The sequence below is a fragment of the Xanthomonas arboricola pv. juglandis genome (assembly GCF_001013475.1).
Classification (GTDB): Bacteria; Pseudomonadota; Gammaproteobacteria; order Xanthomonadales; family Xanthomonadaceae; genus Xanthomonas; species Xanthomonas arboricola.
Genome location: NZ_JZEF01000001.1, coordinates 1,142,440 through 1,158,142 on the forward strand (window position 1 = coordinate 1,142,440; position 15,703 = coordinate 1,158,142).

Genomic DNA, 15,703 nt, shown 5'->3' on the forward strand with positions numbered 1-15,703 from the left:
CATTTCCGCAATCCTCAGCGAGTGGGGGTCACCTTGGTCCCGCGCCTGTTGCGCACATAGTGCTCCGTCATCACCACCGAGCTGTGCCCCAGTTGCTGCTGAGCCTTCCGGATGTCGCCGGCCGAATCGGTCTTGTCGGTACCGGCCTTGGCCCGAAGGTCGCGAAACTGGATTCCCGTCACCTTCGCAGCTTGGCAGGCCTTCTGCCATCGGCGGGACATGCCGGCAACGCTGACTGAGCGTCCATGCTCGCTGACGATTAGCATCGTGCTGTGGACCGCAAATGCCCTTTTGCGTTCCCGGATCCTCTCCAGCAAGGTCGCCAGCTGACCCTCATCAGCGATTTCGACGCGCAGACGCTTGCCGGTTTTGCCCTGCTTGACGTGCACATCGCCGCCGCGCACATCCATTTCGGACATGGCCAGTACGTCCGCAGGGCGTTGGCCTGTCAGGTAAGCCAGATCCATCGCATCCCGCAGGCACGGGTCAGCTGCCTCCCACACGGCTTGGTATTGTTCGTCCTCTATATATACGTCCCGGCCGGTCTCGCGAAATCCCTTGATCCCGGCGCACGGATTGGGCAAGGCGGTGTACCCCCGATCCCTCGCGAAGTTCCAGATGTGGGATAGCAGCGCCTTCTCGCGGTTCGCGCGCACGTGGGCCGTGCCTCCCTGGGTGCGCCAGGTCAGGTACTGGCGGACATGCATCGGCTTGATGGCCTCAATGGCCGCCGGTGGGTCTTCGAAGAATTCCCTCAGCTTCAGCACCTCCTTGCGATTGTCGGCGAGGGTCCGGGTTGCCTTGCGACTGGCCACCTGTGCCATGTATTGATCGCAGACCCAGCCAAACATGACTCGCGGGGCCGGCGCGGCATGCGCCTGCCCCTGCAGCTCAGCCCAGCGCTGGATCGCGAGGCCATAGTCACTGCCGAGCGATTCCTCGCGCCGGCCCGTGCCGCCGCGGGTTCCGTGGTCATAGAAGTAGTAGGTCTTCTCGCCGCGCTTGCGCTGGCGGAAATTGGGGATGGCTCCCTGGTTGATCGGTCGCCGTCCCATCAAGCTGCCTTGTTCGGTTTCCAGGCGACTGCCTCGGTACCGGCATCCGCCGCGGGCGCGCCCTCGATCGTCGATCGCAGCACGACTGGGCGGCCATTGAGGTCGACGTAGTGCCGGATACCGTTGCTGACGAGGAACAGAAGCTGCCGATCAATGTATGGCGTACCGGTCAGGCCTTTGACTTCGTAGCGCGAAAGGCGGATTCCATTTTTCTGCTCAGGCATTTCCCTGCTCCTGAAGATAGGCGTCCCACGCGCACTGCACGCGCTGGAACTCAGCTGCGTCGCCGCCGGCACGGTCAGGGTGGTGCTGCGAACGCAGCCGGCGGTAGCTGCCCTCCGGGTCGGCCGGGTCAAGGACATCGCGCCAGGACAGCGCAACCGGCGCGGGCAGGGCAGCGAAGCCGGTGAATGCCCGCTCCATCATGTCGGAACTGCCCCAGCGCTCGATGCCGCGAATCGCGCCGATCGTAAGGGTGATAGCCCGCAGATTCGCCTCGCGCTTGGCGAACTTGTCGCAGGCCAGAACCATCTCCACGCCCTTACGGGTGAAGTAGACGGCGATCCCCTCGTCGTCGTTGCGAGGCTGCTGGCTGTACGGCATGCCGTCCTGGCGCAGCTTGAGGTTGCTGCTGACGATGATGTTGCGCGCGCCGAGCCGGCCAAGCTCGTCCACCAGGTCGCGGAATGCGCGGTCGGTGGTCTGCGCCTTGAACGGACTGTGCGCGCGGAGGTGGCCGGGCGTGCGCGGCCAGCCAGCCGGCCAGGTCAGCGGATAGCGTTGGTCGGGACGATCAGCCATTGCAGCCTCCCAGCACGCCGCGCTCGGCACTGCGCAGTGCTCGCGCTAGCTTTGGCGCCCACCAGGCCGGCTTGCCGATGATCGTGCCGGGCGGCATCTCGCGCTCCAGCCATTGCACAAACAGCTCCGGCACGCCAGTCGCAGCTGCCGGCTGGGGGGCGGTGGCTTGTCCAGGCAGCGGCGTATCGAAGTTCAGCGCGTTCTTCGCCTCCTGCTTGCGGCGGATCTTCGCCATCACTTCCGGCTGCGTGATCCTCTCCAGCTCGCGTGCACCCTCGGCATGCATGTCCAGGCCGGCCACCCAGCAGTAGCCCGCCAGGGTGACCATGACGCCGCCGACTTCCTGCGCCGGCTCACCGACGGGGCGGCCGTACACGTAATCCACCAGCGTCGCCACGCGCGTCCGGTCGTAGCCATGCGACTGCAACAGCTCCAGCACCTCTTCCAGCAGGCGATCACCGCGTTCGGTCATGTTGCTGTAGAGCGACGGCAGGAAGCATTCGCCCATCCACTTCGATACGCCAGCCTGGAACGTCTCCGCCGGCACAGCAGCAGGCGCGGGCGGGCCAAGAAACAGGTCGGCACCGTCCGGGATCTTTGTTCCGTAGAACGTGTGCGGGTAGTACCAAACCACCGGTCCGTTGCCGCCGTCCTGGCGTACCTTCGCCACAGGCTCATTCGCCACCAACCGTGGGAGCTGGTTGCGCGGCACTGTGTCGGTCGGCTTCTCCGGTGTGCGAATCTCGCTGCCGTGCAGTACGTGTTCCATCAGCTGCAGTTCGTAACGCCAATCAGGGATCCAGTTCCCGGGGGTGGCTTCCCACATCGATTCGGCCGGCCACCCGATGAACATGCAACGCAAGCGAACCTTACCCAGGGCATCACGCAGCTCCTCAACCCGGGCTTGTCCGGCCGGCTGGCGGGCGGCGAGGGCGGCTTCCAATTCTTCCGCGCAGCGGATCAGAGTGCTTCGACCAGATTTCTGCGAAGAGGCTTGCCGCCTCCAGGACGTGGCAAGTGCATAGACTGCTCGCGCGTCCAGCGAATCCCCACCGCTTCCCGCCTCGGCCTGCGGCAACTGTCCGGAATTGTCGGATTGTTCGTTCATGCTGCTTTCTCCTGTTTCGCCAGCGCGGCGCGAAGCTGCTCGGCCTGGCCCTGGCATGTGTTGATGGCTTCTGCGCAGATGGCGCGCAGAGCCTGGTTCTCGGCGGTGACCCGCTCGATGTTGTCGGCGGCCATGGCCAGCTGCTGCCGGAGCAGATCCTTCGCCGGCTGTTTCATCCGGCGGGGCTCGCGCGGGAAGAGCTGGGACTTCATGCGGCCCGGTCCTGCGGCTGCGGTTCCATCGTCGCGAACAGATCCGGCATGGACATCTCGCGCTCGGCGGCCTGCAGGTACTTCACCCCGTCCATGAAATAGGCCGTGGACAGCTCGGCGGCGCGCCCCTGGCGGCCCAGCTTCAGTGCCCGATACGGCACGGTGAACAGGCCGCCGAACGGATCGAACACGAGCTCGCCGGCGTTGCTGAAGCGCTGGATCAGACGGTCGACGATGTCGAACTGCAGCGGGCAGATGTGGTTCTCCAGGCCGCGCCGTGTCTGCTCGCCGTTGAGCGTGAGCATGCGGTTGACGTCGTGCCACACGTCCGGGTCATGGCTGCCAGGCGCCAGCGACATGAAGGTCGACGGCAGCGCGCCGCGAGCCTCCAGCTCCTCACCGATGCGTACGTGGGTCTCGTAGTCGTAGACCTCGCGCAGCGAGTATTCGGTGAACAGCTTGGCCAGCTTGTCCGGGCCCAGCTGCGCCAGCTCGTCAGCCGTCAGCTGCCGGCGGCCGCTCGATCGCCAGAACGCATGCGCATCGACCTGCCAGCGCGCCCGCGTGTAATCCGTCTTCTGCTTGCGCACGGGTTCGTCGGCATAGCCGCGGCTTCGATCGGTCTGCGGCTTGTGCAGCAGCACGATGTATTCGGGCGACCCGACGCCCATCTTCGTGCCGTCCTTGCACTGTTCCGACCAGCCCAGGCGATAGGTTTGGTTGTTCTCGCGGACCACGTCGGTCACGACAGTGATCAGGCCCATGTAGTCGAAGCCGTGCGAGCGGTAGTGGAAGATCGCCTCGGCGTGGAACGGGCTGACGGTCGGCACGCCGGCGCCGGTCACCGCGCCGAACTGGATCCGGTCTTTCACGTGGATGGCGGCGATGCGGCCAGGCTTGAGGATCCGCAGCAGCTGCGTGCTGAGGTGATCCATCTGCGCCCAGAAGTGCGCGTTGTCGTCGGTGTGCCCGAAGTCGTTGTAGCTCGGGCTGTATTCGTAGTGGTTGGCGAACGGAATGGAGGTCACGATCAGGTCGACGCTGTCGTCGGCCATGCCGCGCGTCTCCACCACGCAGTCGTTGTTCGCGACCGTCCAACCCGTACCGCTGGCCTCGATGCGCTCCACGCCGATCGAGCGCTGAAGTACTTGGGCCATTGCGGCCTTGCTCAAGCCGTATTCCCTGATGATCTCGCTCATTTTCTCTACCATCTCCTCGTGGCGCGTCCACTTCGCCTGCAGGCTGGCCAGCACCTCGCGCTCGCTCTCGGCGTAGACGATCCACACCTCCACCGGGTGCGTCTGCTGGTACCGCTGGATCCGATGAACGGATTGAATAAAATCGTTAAATTTGAACCCAATGCCGGCATAGACCGACAGGTGGCAATGCCGCTGGAAGTTGCAGCCGCTGCCGGCGATGACCGGCTTCGCCGACAGGATCGGGATGCGGCCTTCGCTGAAGTCGATGACCGACTGCTCGCGCTCGTCGAGCTCCTGGTCGCCGTAGATGCTGACCGCAGCGGGGATTGCGGACTGCAGCGCATGCCGCTCCGCCTCGAGGTCGTGCCAGATCAGCCAATGCTCATCCGGCCGTGAGGCGACCACCTGCTGCACGGCTGCCACGCGCGCGCCGAGCGTGTCGCGCTTCTCCTTCGCCGCATTCTGCAGCCCCATTGCGGCATCGCGGAACAACTTGCCCTGGCCATCCCGCTCAGCGCCGGCCGTGTTGTGGTCCACCGGTACCTCAACGTAGTGCACGGTCAGTTCCGGCAGGTCATAGCCCTCGTCGCTGTAGCCCAGGTCCGACGGCTTCTGCAGGAACAGCGCCCAGCTCGCCACCCATAACCAAAACTCGCGCTCCTTGTGCGGGTACAGCGTGAGGTTGTTGGCTTGCGTGCTGTCACGCTTGAACCAGCGTGTGAGTGCCTGGCCGGTGTCCATCACGCCCAGGAACCCGGCGTAGTGAATCAGCTCTTTGTAGCGGTTCGGGCTCGGCGTGGCGGTGGCGACGAACCGGTACCGGACTTCATCGAACAGGGTCAGGAACTGCTGGTAGGTTTTCGATCCGAAGCTGCGCAGCACTGACGCTTCGTCCAGGCTCGCGGCGCTGAAGAGGTTGGGATCGAGCTTGCCGTCTCGCACGCTCTCGTAATTCGTCAGGTGGATCCCGTCGAAGTCCGGATCCACCTCGGCGCTAGTGCGCACAAAGCGAGTCTCCAGGCCGAGCTTACCGGCGTCGCGGCGGAACTCCTGACGCACGCCGAGCGGCACCACGATGCCAACGGCTCCACCGGCATGCGCGCGCGCCAGCCGCATGATCTCCAACTGCTGCATGCTCTTGCCGAGGCCGAAGCGCTGGAACAGGGCGCGGCGCCCGCCGGAGCATGCCCACACCACGCTGTCGCGCTGGTGCGGCTTAAGGATCGGATGCACATCGTCGGGGGACACGTCGAACCCGAGCGACGGAGCGACGCGGACCTTGCGCTCGAGGAAATCGCGATAGGGGTCGGTCACGCTGCCACCGCCTTTCGCATGCCGCAGATACCTGCCACATCAACCAGCCACTCAGCTAATGCGCGCGGAGTGTGCTCGCGCTCGGCTTTTCGCAATTGCGGGCGATACATTGGGTGGCCGACACGGATACTCGACGAAGGTGAAACAACGTGTGTGGAAAGGCCGAGCTGCAGGGGAAACCCGGGCAGGTCACCCGGGTCACAGCCAACGATGTACAGCTTGGTGGCCTTGTCGGCGCGATGCCCCCACCACGATTGCCATATGGCCATGGTCCAACCGCCCCATTGATCGCGCTGCATGCCACGGGGGGATGGCAGTCCGACCGTTGGGAATAGCTGAGAGCCAGCAGGATGTTCCAGAACACCACCACATCGGCGCACTTGGTCGACAGCCCAGATAGCCAGATCCTTCTCTCCGGGTCTTGGCTTTGCGAAGTGCTTTAGTGATCCCCACGCACGGCACGGCGGATGCGCGATGACCGGCATGCCACCCGTGAACGTGAGCGCATCGCGATCAAGGTCGTAGACATCACAGCCTGAGATAGTCTTGTAGACGCTGTCATGCCTTGCGAAAAGGACGGCCACGGTATTCACCGACGAGCCTCCCGCCGCGCTTCGTCGCGCAGCTGCTGCAGCGCAGGTAGGACGTTGAGGCGGACCAGCTCGTCGCCGGCGGCGGCCTGGCGCGCGCGCTCGACGGCCCATTGCAGCGCGGCGAGCTTGTCGTTGGGATGCGATTTGATCATGCTCTGGTCTCCATTGGAGATGCTTTATGGCCGCCGAAAAGCGTGACTCCCGCGACTGGACCCTCGGACTCGCGTCGTTTTGGGACATGCGGGCAAAGCTCGCCTGGGAAGTTCGTCAGGTCGAATCGTTGGCGGGTCGCCCCGTGCCCATTGGCCCGGAGTACGAAGATGGTGCCGAGCAAGCGCTGCTTTTCGCGGCAGCGAATGCCTTCGCGACCGCGTGGCACTTGATGGAATGGCTTGCGTTCCACGCCGAGAAAGATGCCCTTTGGAGCCGGTTCGAACGCCTTGCGGGAAGGCCGATCAACAACAAGAACGAGTTGAAGAGCTGGGTGCTGGAGGTCCCCGAGATGCGCCACTGCTGTGCCATTTGCGTCGCGACCAAGCATGTAAGCCTCAGCGACCCAGAGCTGCGGGGACTGAACCTGAGCATTCCGATCTTCTTCGACTTCTTTGTTTCGAACCATGGCGGCCACTTTCGCCACTCCGTCCAGCGCACCGCGCACGTGGTCAGCGAAGCTGATGGGTTCCGGGGCACGGTCACTGTCGTTGGCTTGCTCGCAGACATTCAGCGGTGGTGGGATTGGTTGGTTGCAGAGGTGCAGCTGCCGGCGTACCCGCGGCTTAGGAACTGAGCTCATGCGGTGACTCCCATGGCGGCCAGGTCGATCTCGTCCACGCGGTCGCGCAGCTTCCGGCGTGCATTGCGCAGGCGCTGTGCGATGTAGGCGCGGGGTTCGGCGTAGGTGAATTGCAAGGTGGACGTGTGCAGTGCGCCGCGGTGATCGCGGCGGAACAGCTGCCATCTCACGACGCTGGTGCTTTCGTCCGACGTGCGGCCCCAGCACAGGCCGCGTTTGCGCTTCGGCGCGCGGCGGGTGAGGTGCTTGCTCATTTGGGTGCCGCCGATGCCGCTATGCGCGGCTTCCAGTGCGTGGGCGTGTAGTAGACGTACATGCCGCCATCCGGGAACCACCAGAGTTTTCCGCTCCGCTTCAGCATCTGCTCGTTACGAACGCCGTACTGATCATCGATCTTGGTGTGGACCACTTCGCCGTCGGGCGCACTGTCGATGGTTTGCCAAGTCCTCATGCCGCATTCCTCAGCAGGTGAGTGCGCTGCACCGGGCCGAACCAGGTGCAGCAGATGTTGTTCAACCGGATCTGTTCGGGATCACGGCGGATCGGTGCGAGCCTTGTCTGCGCCCGCTTGATGTCGTTCCGGCAGAGCACGCAGACGTTGACGACGCGCCCGTTCTGCGTCGGGAACTCGGATTCATCAAGACGCCGAGTGCAGCTGGTGCAGACGCGCGACATCAGGCGGCCTGCTGGTAGCTGGCGTTGGCCGCACGTGCGAAGACCTGCTGCATGGCGGTGAACATGGCCGGCAATTCCGCCTCGTCGTACAGCTTCGAGGCGCGCTCGATGGTCAACGGTAGGAAGCCGAGCTGCGCCAAGCCATCGGCGGTGATCGTGAGCGGTGCGATCTTGGCGTTGATGTCGCCGAGCTTGATGCGCACGACCTGGGCCGGTGCCGGCGCAGCCGATGACTTGACCGCTTGAGCGAGGGCAGGGGAGAGGGCAGCGGGAGCCGCCGCCACTGGTGCCGGTGCCGACGCGACCACCGGGGCGGGCGCAGCTTCTGCGGCGGGCGCCGGCACAGCAGCAGCGACACGTGCTGCCTCGGCCTGTGCATCGGCGCGACGCTGCGCTTCCTCGCGCTCCTGCTGCTCGTGCGCCAGCTTGGCCGCTTCCTCCTGACGGATCTTCTCGCGCTGCGCTTCCAGCCGCTGCTCATCGACGCGCTGCTGTTCCGTGATGCGCGCGGTGATCAGGTTGCGCAGATCCTCTGGCGACTTCGTGGCGCACAGCTGCACGCGGTCATGGAACAGGCCGGCGAACGTGCCCATTTCCATTTCCAGCACGCGCACGTTCGCGCGCACGCGCTCGGCCTGCTGGCTGGCGGCGATCTTGGCGTTTGCTGCAGCGGTACCGACGGCATCCTGCATGCTGCTGATCGACTTCTTGCCCTTGATCACCGCGCCGATGTCGGCCTGCAGCGAAGGCGGAACCGCCAGTGCATGCGCATCAAGACCGGCATTGATGGACGCGTAGTGATCCCGCACCGACTGCACGCCGTTGGCGACGATCTGAGTGCGGCGGTTGTCCTTCTCGACCTTTACCAGCTTGTCCAGCTCCAGTCGAACGCGGCGCGCTTCGGCGGCGACGTCGTCCATGGTCCGGAACACCGCGTCGATGTCGGCGGTCTGGCCGAGGATCTGCTGCTTCGTCGCCTCCAGCCGATCCTCGACGCCCTTGCACCACTTCACCGTCTGCTCGGCATTGGCGAAGTCGTCGTCGGTCTGCAGCTCGCGGTTGATACCGCTCAGCACGGCCATCGCCGATGCCTTGAACTCGGCGAGGTTGGACGCCGTCACCATGCCGGTCACGGCGATGTGCAGCGACGGCAGCGTCTCGGGCGCGCGGCCGGTGACGGCCGGTTCCGCTTTCTCGACATGTTCGTAGGCGGCGACATCGGCCTCGAACTGCTCCCAGCCGGCGACCAGCTCGGCGCGCAGATCCGGATTGCTGGCATACCAGCAGTGGCGCTCCTCGACCAACACATCGCCATTCCACTTCGACGCCATGAACAGCACGCGCTCAGCTCCGGATACCAGAAGCTGCTGCTCCATCTGCACCTGGTAATGCTTGGGCAGGCCCCAGCCGTTGCCCTCATCGCGCATGCAAGCGCGCAAGTCGTTGTTGAGGCTCTTGTGCTCGAACGCAGTTTCCTCGAGCAGCGTCAGGCCGTCGAAGCTGGCCGAGTACTTCCCCTCGGTGCCCACGCACGGATACAGATCCTCGCCGATGATTTGCTCGGCGATCGGGCGCGCGAGGGCTTCGTAGCGGTGGCCATCGGCGAAGCGCTGGAGTGTGGCGTCGTCGTGTTCCTCACCGATGCCGGTGGCGACTTCGCGCACCAACTGCGCGCGTGTCTTGTACGGGCTGCAGCCGAGCATCGCCGGCGCGTCGCTGGCGTTGAGGTGGGTTGCGCGGTGGGCATGCCACTCTGCGGAACCCTGAATCAGGTCGACGGTCTTCATGCTTTCTCTCCTTCGCCCGGGGCATCCCAATCGATCGGGCCCGCATCGGCGTCTGCGCCGGTTTCGGAGGTTTCGTCGGCCACGTCTTCAGCCTGGTCGAAAGCCTCGATCGCGATCATCTGTTCTTCGGTGAGGGAGCCCTTGGTCTTCACCATGTTGATGATCTGGCTAGCAGTCCTCTTGCCGGCCTTGATCAGCTCACCCCATGCCGGCAGGTTCTCTGCGAACTTGTCGGCCGGGTAGGCGGCCAGCTCGGTGGCGATCTGTTTGGGCGCCTGCTCTTGGCGCACCGAGGTCGCTTCGCCTTCCAGGACCCGACCTTCCATTTCTTCGGCAGTGGGCTGCGCGCCGACGGCTTCCGGAAACGCTTTGCGCAGCGCTAGCGCCTCGGCACACTTTTCGAGCTGTCCGAAAGGGCGCTTCTTCCACATCGCGTTAGGGGCATCGCTATCGCGCTTCTGCGTGGCGTAGCTTTCGAGCCAGTAAGCCTTGGCCGAGTAGCGCACCGGGCTGCCAGCGACCAGGCGGTACACCGCGACGCTGCACCACTCGGGATAGCGCACGCGAACGCCGCCGAGGGTTTCTTCGATGGTCGGTCCGAAGGTCGCTTCGTCCTGACCCGCGTATTCGCCAGTGCGGTGCGCCTTCGTGCGATACAGCTCAATGCCGGGCATGATCACGTCACGCATGCCCGCTGGACTGATCAGGCGGTTGCCTTGCTTCTTCTCCGGTACCCACATCGGGACGATGTGCACGGGCTTTGTCATCGGGTCCAAAGCGCCGGCGCGGCAGTACGCCAGCACCATGTCGACGGATTCGTCGGTGGCCCCCGGGTACAGGCTGGTCTTCAGCGCGGTGCGAATCGCTTCGGCCTGTTCTGCGGTAACCATCTGGCCGCCGGTCGGCTTGATCTGTGCAACTGCGTTCACTGCAATCTCCTGCCGGCGCCGCCGGCGTGTTGTCGATGGGTGGAGGGGCCGGCGGTGTAATCCCGGCTTGCTACCGCATGCTGTGGCTCCGATTACCGCGTGCGCCCGGCTAGGTTCATGCGCACGTCTTTGGCCGGCAGGTCGCCTGTTTCCCGGTTTTTGACAGAAGGCCGGAACCTTCTTTCCCGTGGGCGGTGTCCCGCTTTGGGCGCTCCCAGTTGCCTAGGCATTCGCGCATCACCACTGCGCATTCCCTCCATAGCGGAGCGGCCTGGTCTTCGATACGCAAGACATGGACGCTCGTTGATCGCAAGCCGCTCCGCTATGGATAGAGGCCGGTCTTTCCCGGCGGTCAGCGGCGTTGCATCCGCACCACTCGTTCACCCATGAGCTTTCGCTGGGGCCGGTCTTTCCCGGCTGTATAGGCTTGTGGCCTCCCGCTCCTTCTCGCGCACATATCGGCGGTGCGTGCGGTTCCCTTCCTGCCTTTAACGTCTGACCTTCGAGAGTCAATGCGCGGTGCGATCGCGTCCGTGGACACCTGCCACGGATCAGGGTTTGGGATCAGGCCGCGTCGGAGAGCGGACGGTCTTCGACCTTGCGGTAGGGCCAGCGCACCGGGTCGGCCTTGATCACCTTGTTGAAGTGGCCGCCCTTCGACTCGGCCGCCTGCAGCGCGGCGTAGTCCTCAGCGGTGACGTTGTCGTAGTGGTAGAGCGAGGTGATCTCGCCCTTCCAGTTCTTGAAGCGCACGGCTAGTGTCTGGCTGGCAGAGTCGTGGCCGATCGCCGCGATCTGGCGGCTTTCCACGTCGATCAGCGGAATGCGGACGGGCGCGTTCATGCCGCCACCTTCTTGCCGGCGTCGATCAGGCTTGCGGCTTCGGCAGCAGCTGCCGCGGTGTCCTGCGCATCCAGGGTGTCGCCGCCTTCGGTCAGATCCTCGGCAGCCTGGCCGGCGCGCTTCGGCGCGATCAGCGACAACAGCACGTCTTCGCGGATCAGCGCTTCCGACAATTCGGCCAGTTCCTGCGGGTCTACCTCAGACGAGGCGGTAAATGACATCGCCAAGCTGCCGCCTTCCTTCGGCTCGATCACGAAGCGCTTGAGCTTCACGTCGACCAGAACGATGGGATCGCCGGCTTCCAGCAGGCCGGCCAGGTGCATCTCGTAGCCGGTGAACTCGTGGCTCAGCTTCAGCGGCTCCAGCGCCGGATGCTTCACCGCGGTCAGGCCATCGCCGCCGATCTGCGGCAAATCCTGCTGCTCGCCCTTCGCCGGCTTGCGGAACAGGTCGTGCCGCAGCGTGGAGTCGAACGAATCGAGCGCTTCATTGCTGACGCTCAGGACGAACTTGATGTCGGCGGCCAGCTGGCGCTCTTCGCCGTGCCGCTGGATGCGTTGGTTGACGTTGGCGATGGACGCCTCGTGCCTTTCGAGCTGAAACATTGGATACCTCGTCGGTGGTGCCGGCGGACCGGCGGGGATCAGCGGATGCCGCGGCGCGGCGGTTCCGGAAAATCGGGTGTGCTACCGGTGGCCGGCTGCACCTGGTCGCGGTGCGCGCTCGCACGGGCGTTGCACCAGCTCTCGGGCAGATGCAGCGCCAGGAAAAACGCGATCGTGTGGAGCGCTTGGGCGATCAGAGCGGCGTTGCGGCTATAGGCAAGCCAGCCAAACGCCACCAGCACGACAACCAGCACGCAGAGCCACGCGAAGCTGGTGTAGCGGCGGCCGGTCACGAGAACACCGCCTGTGCCAGTAGCGTCAGCACAGCGCCCACAACCATGCAGACGATCGCGAACGGAATGTCCTCGCGCAGCATGTGGCGCTGGAATTCCTTCTCATCCATCTCGTCCATCACGCAGCCTCCGGGCCGTCGAAGTAGGTGGTTGCCGACTCGTCCGGATCGCGCACGTGCTGCGATGCCTGCACCCGCAGCGGCCGCACGTTGTCGGGCTGGAAGGTGCGCACCAGCTGCGCCACGGTGATCGCGCCATAACCACGATCGAGCGCGATGTCGCGTACCAGGTCGGCGCCGCGTGCAGCGGTGGGGAAGGGGATGACGGCGCTCATGCCGGCACCTGCGTCGCGAGAGCCAGGTAACCAGCCATCCGCTGTGCTTGCCAGTCGTTGGGGTTGTCGATCAGGTTGTCGATCGCCCACAACGCGCCATGTAGGCCAGCGCGCTGCGTCAGACAAACCCCATCCTTCACAACCTCGAACGATCCCGGGACGCGCTGGTAGATCAGAAACCCGCGATGTTGCTTTGGCTTGGAATCCGTCGTGAATGTGGGCGTGCACTCGCTGGACAGTGCCACTTTGCCGTGCCAGGGATTGAGGTAAGTGGCGCTCATGCGGCCACCTGCCACGGCATTGCGGCAATCGGCGCCGGCGTGGCTTCGTAGACCGTCAGCATGTGCTGCACCGTTTCCAGCTTCGTGGTGCCCACGTCGTCCATGCGCCGATCGATCTCGCTGGCGATGTAGTCGGTGATGGTGGTGCGCAGGATCTCTGCCGCGCCAGCGTCGTTGCCCTGTGCCAAGTGGCCAGCGATCAGGGCCAGCTGCTCGGTCGTCAGCTCGCCCAGCGCCTCGCTCAGAACGCCGCCATCGCGGTGCAGGGCCAGCGCCTGAACGTCGGCGCGCTCGTCGGACAGCTCATGCCGGCTGCAGGTCGCGCAGCCGCATTGCGGGTGGTACGGGTGGCGATTGACCATGGCTCAGGCCTCCCCACGCTGGGCGGACTGGCCGCTATGATCTGTAAGCGAATTCGCGCCAATGGAGGAAGCGCTATGCCTGTCTGGGCACAATGGGTCACGTTCGCGGCTGCCGTTATCGGCTGCGCGGTCGCTGTCTCGAACTTGGCTATCAACTACGTGCGAGGTGCCCGCAGTCTCCGAATCGGCATGCAGTTCGAGCCAGTCCATGACAAGCCGACCCGCCTTCTCATCAAGGTCGTAAACCGTGGCGGTGTAGCGGTGACCATCGCAGACATAAGCCTGATAGCTGGCCGGGATGGGAAGGGCCAAGCCCATCGCCTGAGGGTCGAACACGGGCAGCAGTTCGTTGGCGCCGTTGTCGAAAAAGGCACCGCACTTTCTTTCCGCATCCACCCCGAGGCGCTGAACGAACCACTGGATGCTGGCGCCCACACTGTCCAAGTCACCACGGCGGATGAGCGCGTCTACAGCCTGCGCTTCCGGGAGCTGCTTGACCGCAAGGATGAGCTGCAGTGCGTAATCGTCCCCAACGGGGCAGCGCATGAAGGCTTCCGCATCGAGCGCCGAAACGCGCTTCCTGATCAGGCGCGTTCCGAGTCCCGCCAGCGCGGCGATGGTGATCGCCACTGAGGTTCCGACAAGTAGGTGCTGGTCGTACATCTACGTTCTCCGTCGCACGTCCCCGGCGGGATCCGGGTGGTTCGTTGCGATGGAGGTAAGTTACCCGCGGGTATCTGTTAAGTCAATACCCAAAGGTAAGTTATTTGGTCACGGGGCTGCGCGCCTCGTAGCGTGACAGGGCAAAACTTCGTTCGTCGGGCTGGGATAGGCCTTGTGGTGCTACTCAGGTGCGGCCGTGGCGGCCCGTGTGGCAAGCATTCTGGCCTTAATTGCCCTCTGGGCTATCTGGATCTCTGTTCTGCCTACGCTCTCGTGGCAGAAATGCGCCGCGAATGCCTCCAAAAAATCAGCCTCTACGCTGAAAATTTTGCGCTTTCGCAGGATCACGGCCACGCGCCACGCGTACGCCGGCGGCGGAGAATCGCCATGTCGGAGGTAGTGTTCAACACCTTCTTTCACGATCTTTATTTGCGCTGCAAGGTCGTCTGAAATGGACCTCATATACGCAACAAACTCCGCGTGATCCCGGGTCACCATTGCAGTCCCCGGACCTCCTGATGCTTCGCCTAAGGTGCAGCCCGTAGCAAGCATCTTGTCCCACATTGATCGAGAGTATTCCCGCGATAGCGCAAGGCTGACCTCGTCCGGAACCAAAGGCGTTTTGTTCAAGAAAGCTGTCAGCAGTTGCACTTCGATGAGCGCTGTTTGGAACGCTTCGTCGGTACCCGCCACTGCCCGTTACAACCCAGAGTCGATGATGAAAATCGACTTGGCCTTACTCAGCTCTGCCTGTGCAATGCCGTTGTCCAAGTCCCGCCTGGAAGTGGCCTTGATGATCGCGTCGCCGTAAGCGAGCGATGCCGCGTACAGGTTCTTTGCAGAAGATTTCGCCTCAGCGCCTGGGTTTGACGCGACATATGCGTCATATGCTGCACGTAAACGTGCACGCCCGTCGTTTGCACAGTCGCCGATTGCTCCCGCGTTGCTCGGAGCCGCTCGGCCATAGAGACGCTTGTTGAGCTCTTCTTCTCCCAGCAATCGGGGGCAGCTCACAAAAGAGCCGTTGACCTCCTGCAAAAAGGTACGCGCTGGAGGTTGATCTTCTGCTGATACATGCAAAGGCAGCAGCGATAGCAGAGCGGCGGTGACCCATGAGTACTTCATCCCTTACACCCCTAGTTCAATCGATCAATGCGGTTGCGCAGGTAAACCTTCCCGGCTACCAGAGCATGAGCGGGAAGAGGGAAAGCAGGGTAGAGGCCAGCATTGGCGCTGACGACATAGATGGCGTCACCTCTATCCTGAAGTGCCTTGATCTGCTGCCCGTTTCCAGTGTTGATCAAATAGATGCCGTCACCGTCGAAGCCTGCGACACCTGTGTCGACGATCAGCGACTCACCTGGTTGAATCACCGGGATCATTGAGTCACCGCGGCCAGTGATGAGGATCAAACGGCCGGGTGGCGGCACGAACCCCACGACTGAGCGAATGTAAGCTGGCTCGAAATCCATCGAGCGAATCACCTCTGGGTAGTCGTCGTTGATCCGTCCTTCGCCCATGCCTGCCTCCGCGTCCAAGTGTTGGACGCGAACGTAATCCCCAGCCGTCTCAGTCGCTGGGACTGGTGAGACAGAAATCGACGAGCCAAATTTCTCCGGGTAAGCCCTAGCCAGCGCTTCCAGGGTGTCCTCCCCGATCCGTTTCCTCCCAGGCTTGCCCTCGTCGTAGAGCATGCGGGACACGTAACTCGCATCTTTGCCAATACGCGATGCGACCTGCGCTGTCCCACCGCGGCCCAGGGAGTCGATGAAGGCCTTTAGGGCGAGGCGACGGGTTTCGTATTTGTCCATCCTCATATTGCAGCCTGTCACTTACCTACAAGTAAATTCCCTGCG

25 protein-coding genes are annotated in these 15,703 nt (G+C 63.8%); 1 reads left to right on the forward strand and 24 read right to left on the reverse strand.

The features are described 5' to 3' along the window. Positions 1-14 precede the first annotated feature (14 nt). From XARJCFBP2528_RS04590 to XARJCFBP2528_RS23205, 8 genes are read right to left on the reverse strand one after another with little or no spacing between them, the layout of a single operon-like run. Positions 15-1,055 (reverse strand): tyrosine-type recombinase/integrase, encoded by a 1,041-nt coding sequence (locus XARJCFBP2528_RS04590; RefSeq protein ID WP_047124352.1) that lies wholly within the window; start codon positions 1,053-1,055, stop codon positions 15-17. After that, positions 1,055-1,279 (reverse strand): DUF4224 domain-containing protein, encoded by a 225-nt coding sequence (locus XARJCFBP2528_RS04595; protein WP_047124353.1) that lies wholly within the window; start codon positions 1,277-1,279, stop codon positions 1,055-1,057. The genes XARJCFBP2528_RS04590 and XARJCFBP2528_RS04595 overlap by 1 nt, the downstream gene beginning before the upstream one ends. Beyond that, complete coding sequence (locus XARJCFBP2528_RS04600; protein WP_047124354.1) at positions 1,272-1,856, reverse strand: J domain-containing protein; 585 nt, start codon at positions 1,854-1,856, stop codon at positions 1,272-1,274. Before XARJCFBP2528_RS04600 ends, XARJCFBP2528_RS04595 begins: the two co-directional genes overlap by 8 nt. Continuing rightward, positions 1,849-2,964: a hypothetical protein gene (locus tag XARJCFBP2528_RS23200; protein ID WP_144422094.1), complete on the reverse strand. Its 1,116-nt coding sequence runs from the start codon at positions 2,962-2,964 to the stop codon at positions 1,849-1,851. The genes XARJCFBP2528_RS04600 and XARJCFBP2528_RS23200 overlap by 8 nt, the downstream gene beginning before the upstream one ends. Next, entirely contained in the window at positions 2,961-3,176 is a 216-nt protein-coding gene (locus XARJCFBP2528_RS04610) for a hypothetical protein (RefSeq protein WP_047124355.1), read from the reverse strand. The genes XARJCFBP2528_RS23200 and XARJCFBP2528_RS04610 overlap by 4 nt, the downstream gene beginning before the upstream one ends. Next, positions 3,173-5,689 (reverse strand): DNA methyltransferase, encoded by a 2,517-nt coding sequence (locus tag XARJCFBP2528_RS04615; RefSeq protein ID WP_047124356.1) that lies wholly within the window; start codon positions 5,687-5,689, stop codon positions 3,173-3,175. Before XARJCFBP2528_RS04615 ends, XARJCFBP2528_RS04610 begins: the two co-directional genes overlap by 4 nt. Further along, on the reverse strand, positions 5,686-6,282 hold the full coding sequence (locus XARJCFBP2528_RS22065; RefSeq protein ID WP_231103894.1) for a hypothetical protein: 597 nt from the start codon (positions 6,280-6,282) through the stop codon (positions 5,686-5,688). The genes XARJCFBP2528_RS04615 and XARJCFBP2528_RS22065 overlap by 4 nt, the downstream gene beginning before the upstream one ends. After that, entirely contained in the window at positions 6,279-6,434 is a 156-nt protein-coding gene (locus tag XARJCFBP2528_RS23205) for a hypothetical protein (RefSeq protein ID WP_155410694.1), read from the reverse strand. Before XARJCFBP2528_RS23205 ends, XARJCFBP2528_RS22065 begins: the two co-directional genes overlap by 4 nt. 26 nt (positions 6,435-6,460) lie before the next feature. On the opposite strand from XARJCFBP2528_RS23205, the gene XARJCFBP2528_RS04620 reads away from it, so the two are divergent. Then, the gene (locus tag XARJCFBP2528_RS04620; protein WP_047124357.1) at positions 6,461-7,069 is read left to right on the forward strand and encodes a hypothetical protein; all 609 of its coding nucleotides are present in this window, start codon (positions 6,461-6,463) and stop codon (positions 7,067-7,069) included. A 2-nt stretch (positions 7,070-7,071) separates the two neighbouring features. Here XARJCFBP2528_RS04620 and XARJCFBP2528_RS04625 read toward each other — a convergent pair whose 3' ends face one another. The 16 genes from XARJCFBP2528_RS04625 to XARJCFBP2528_RS04690 all read right to left on the reverse strand — a co-directional run bounded on the left by XARJCFBP2528_RS04625 (position 7,072) and on the right by XARJCFBP2528_RS04690 (position 15,658). Continuing rightward, positions 7,072-7,329 carry a hypothetical protein gene (locus XARJCFBP2528_RS04625; RefSeq protein ID WP_047124358.1) on the reverse strand — a complete coding sequence of 86 codons (258 nt, stop codon included), beginning with the start codon at positions 7,327-7,329 and terminating at the stop codon, positions 7,072-7,074. After that, complete coding sequence (locus XARJCFBP2528_RS04630) at positions 7,326-7,526, reverse strand: hypothetical protein (protein ID WP_047124359.1); 201 nt, start codon at positions 7,524-7,526, stop codon at positions 7,326-7,328. Before XARJCFBP2528_RS04630 ends, XARJCFBP2528_RS04625 begins: the two co-directional genes overlap by 4 nt. Beyond that, a complete protein-coding gene (locus XARJCFBP2528_RS04635) occupies positions 7,523-7,750 on the reverse strand; it encodes a hypothetical protein (RefSeq protein WP_047124360.1) in 228 nt (75 codons plus the stop codon). Before XARJCFBP2528_RS04635 ends, XARJCFBP2528_RS04630 begins: the two co-directional genes overlap by 4 nt. Then, a complete protein-coding gene (locus tag XARJCFBP2528_RS04640) occupies positions 7,750-9,537 on the reverse strand; it encodes a lambda-exonuclease family protein (protein ID WP_047124361.1) in 1,788 nt (595 codons plus the stop codon). The genes XARJCFBP2528_RS04635 and XARJCFBP2528_RS04640 overlap by 1 nt, the downstream gene beginning before the upstream one ends. Next, positions 9,534-10,466 (reverse strand): phage recombination protein Bet, encoded by a 933-nt coding sequence (gene bet, locus XARJCFBP2528_RS04645; protein WP_047124362.1) that lies wholly within the window; start codon positions 10,464-10,466, stop codon positions 9,534-9,536. Before bet ends, XARJCFBP2528_RS04640 begins: the two co-directional genes overlap by 4 nt. A gap of 564 nt (positions 10,467-11,030) precedes the next feature. After that, positions 11,031-11,309 (reverse strand): KTSC domain-containing protein, encoded by a 279-nt coding sequence (locus XARJCFBP2528_RS04650; RefSeq protein WP_047124363.1) that lies wholly within the window; start codon positions 11,307-11,309, stop codon positions 11,031-11,033. After that, positions 11,306-11,914 carry a hypothetical protein gene (locus XARJCFBP2528_RS04655; RefSeq protein ID WP_047124364.1) on the reverse strand — a complete coding sequence of 203 codons (609 nt, stop codon included), beginning with the start codon at positions 11,912-11,914 and terminating at the stop codon, positions 11,306-11,308. The genes XARJCFBP2528_RS04650 and XARJCFBP2528_RS04655 overlap by 4 nt, the downstream gene beginning before the upstream one ends. A gap of 38 nt (positions 11,915-11,952) precedes the next feature. Beyond that, positions 11,953-12,207 (reverse strand): hypothetical protein, encoded by a 255-nt coding sequence (locus XARJCFBP2528_RS04660; RefSeq protein WP_047124365.1) that lies wholly within the window; start codon positions 12,205-12,207, stop codon positions 11,953-11,955. Then, positions 12,204-12,326, reverse strand: a complete 123-nt coding sequence (locus XARJCFBP2528_RS24250; RefSeq protein WP_258072381.1) for a hypothetical protein — start codon at positions 12,324-12,326, stop codon at positions 12,204-12,206. The genes XARJCFBP2528_RS04660 and XARJCFBP2528_RS24250 overlap by 4 nt, the downstream gene beginning before the upstream one ends. Further along, entirely contained in the window at positions 12,326-12,541 is a 216-nt protein-coding gene (locus tag XARJCFBP2528_RS04665; RefSeq protein WP_047124366.1) for a hypothetical protein, read from the reverse strand. Before XARJCFBP2528_RS04665 ends, XARJCFBP2528_RS24250 begins: the two co-directional genes overlap by 1 nt. Further along, positions 12,538-12,822, reverse strand: a complete 285-nt coding sequence (locus XARJCFBP2528_RS04670; RefSeq protein WP_047124367.1) for a hypothetical protein — start codon at positions 12,820-12,822, stop codon at positions 12,538-12,540. Before XARJCFBP2528_RS04670 ends, XARJCFBP2528_RS04665 begins: the two co-directional genes overlap by 4 nt. Beyond that, positions 12,819-13,184 (reverse strand): hypothetical protein, encoded by a 366-nt coding sequence (locus XARJCFBP2528_RS04675; protein WP_047124368.1) that lies wholly within the window; start codon positions 13,182-13,184, stop codon positions 12,819-12,821. Before XARJCFBP2528_RS04675 ends, XARJCFBP2528_RS04670 begins: the two co-directional genes overlap by 4 nt. A gap of 3 nt (positions 13,185-13,187) precedes the next feature. Further along, positions 13,188-13,847, reverse strand: coding sequence for a hypothetical protein (locus XARJCFBP2528_RS04680; protein ID WP_047124369.1), 660 nt, complete (start codon positions 13,845-13,847; stop codon positions 13,188-13,190). A 180-nt stretch (positions 13,848-14,027) separates the two neighbouring features. Beyond that, positions 14,028-14,540, reverse strand: coding sequence for a hypothetical protein (locus XARJCFBP2528_RS23210; RefSeq protein ID WP_053051711.1), 513 nt, complete (start codon positions 14,538-14,540; stop codon positions 14,028-14,030). A 6-nt stretch (positions 14,541-14,546) separates the two neighbouring features. Further along, positions 14,547-14,972: a hypothetical protein gene (locus tag XARJCFBP2528_RS23215; protein WP_053055993.1), complete on the reverse strand. Its 426-nt coding sequence runs from the start codon at positions 14,970-14,972 to the stop codon at positions 14,547-14,549. An 11-nt stretch (positions 14,973-14,983) separates the two neighbouring features. Continuing rightward, positions 14,984-15,658 carry a S24 family peptidase gene (locus tag XARJCFBP2528_RS04690; RefSeq protein ID WP_047124481.1) on the reverse strand — a complete coding sequence of 225 codons (675 nt, stop codon included), beginning with the start codon at positions 15,656-15,658 and terminating at the stop codon, positions 14,984-14,986. Positions 15,659-15,703: the final 45 nt, after the last annotated feature.

Bases quoted from the DNA above. Each gene is read 5' to 3' on its own strand.
- XARJCFBP2528_RS04590 (WP_047124352.1), bottom strand. From the start codon at position 1,055: ATGGGACGGCGACCGATCAACCAGGGAGCCATCCCCAATTTCCGCCAG.
- XARJCFBP2528_RS04595 (WP_047124353.1), bottom strand. From the start codon at position 1,279: ATGCCTGAGCAGAAAAATGGAATCCGCCTTTCGCGCTACGAAGTCAAA.
- XARJCFBP2528_RS04600 (WP_047124354.1), bottom strand. From the start codon at position 1,856: ATGGCTGATCGTCCCGACCAACGCTATCCGCTGACCTGGCCGGCTGGC.
- XARJCFBP2528_RS23200 (WP_144422094.1), bottom strand. From the start codon at position 2,964: ATGAACGAACAATCCGACAATTCCGGACAGTTGCCGCAGGCCGAGGCG.
- XARJCFBP2528_RS04610 (WP_047124355.1), bottom strand. From the start codon at position 3,176: ATGAAGTCCCAGCTCTTCCCGCGCGAGCCCCGCCGGATGAAACAGCCG.
- XARJCFBP2528_RS23205 (WP_155410694.1), bottom strand. From the start codon at position 6,434: ATGATCAAATCGCATCCCAACGACAAGCTCGCCGCGCTGCAATGGGCC.
- XARJCFBP2528_RS04620 (WP_047124357.1), top strand. From the start codon at position 6,461: ATGGCCGCCGAAAAGCGTGACTCCCGCGACTGGACCCTCGGACTCGCG.
- XARJCFBP2528_RS04625 (WP_047124358.1), bottom strand. From the start codon at position 7,329: ATGAGCAAGCACCTCACCCGCCGCGCGCCGAAGCGCAAACGCGGCCTG.
- XARJCFBP2528_RS04630 (WP_047124359.1), bottom strand. From the start codon at position 7,526: ATGAGGACTTGGCAAACCATCGACAGTGCGCCCGACGGCGAAGTGGTC.
- XARJCFBP2528_RS04635 (WP_047124360.1), bottom strand. From the start codon at position 7,750: ATGTCGCGCGTCTGCACCAGCTGCACTCGGCGTCTTGATGAATCCGAG.
- XARJCFBP2528_RS04640 (WP_047124361.1), bottom strand. From the start codon at position 9,537: ATGAAGACCGTCGACCTGATTCAGGGTTCCGCAGAGTGGCATGCCCAC.
- XARJCFBP2528_RS04650 (WP_047124363.1), bottom strand. From the start codon at position 11,309: ATGAACGCGCCCGTCCGCATTCCGCTGATCGACGTGGAAAGCCGCCAG.
- XARJCFBP2528_RS04655 (WP_047124364.1), bottom strand. From the start codon at position 11,914: ATGTTTCAGCTCGAAAGGCACGAGGCGTCCATCGCCAACGTCAACCAA.
- XARJCFBP2528_RS24250 (WP_258072381.1), bottom strand. From the start codon at position 12,326: ATGGACGAGATGGATGAGAAGGAATTCCAGCGCCACATGCTGCGCGAG.
- XARJCFBP2528_RS04665 (WP_047124366.1), bottom strand. From the start codon at position 12,541: ATGAGCGCCGTCATCCCCTTCCCCACCGCTGCACGCGGCGCCGACCTG.
- XARJCFBP2528_RS04670 (WP_047124367.1), bottom strand. From the start codon at position 12,822: ATGAGCGCCACTTACCTCAATCCCTGGCACGGCAAAGTGGCACTGTCC.
- XARJCFBP2528_RS04675 (WP_047124368.1), bottom strand. From the start codon at position 13,184: ATGGTCAATCGCCACCCGTACCACCCGCAATGCGGCTGCGCGACCTGC.
- XARJCFBP2528_RS04680 (WP_047124369.1), bottom strand. From the start codon at position 13,847: ATGTACGACCAGCACCTACTTGTCGGAACCTCAGTGGCGATCACCATC.
- XARJCFBP2528_RS23215 (WP_053055993.1), bottom strand. From the start codon at position 14,972: ATGAAGTACTCATGGGTCACCGCCGCTCTGCTATCGCTGCTGCCTTTG.
- XARJCFBP2528_RS04690 (WP_047124481.1), bottom strand. From the start codon at position 15,658: ATGGACAAATACGAAACCCGTCGCCTCGCCCTAAAGGCCTTCATCGAC.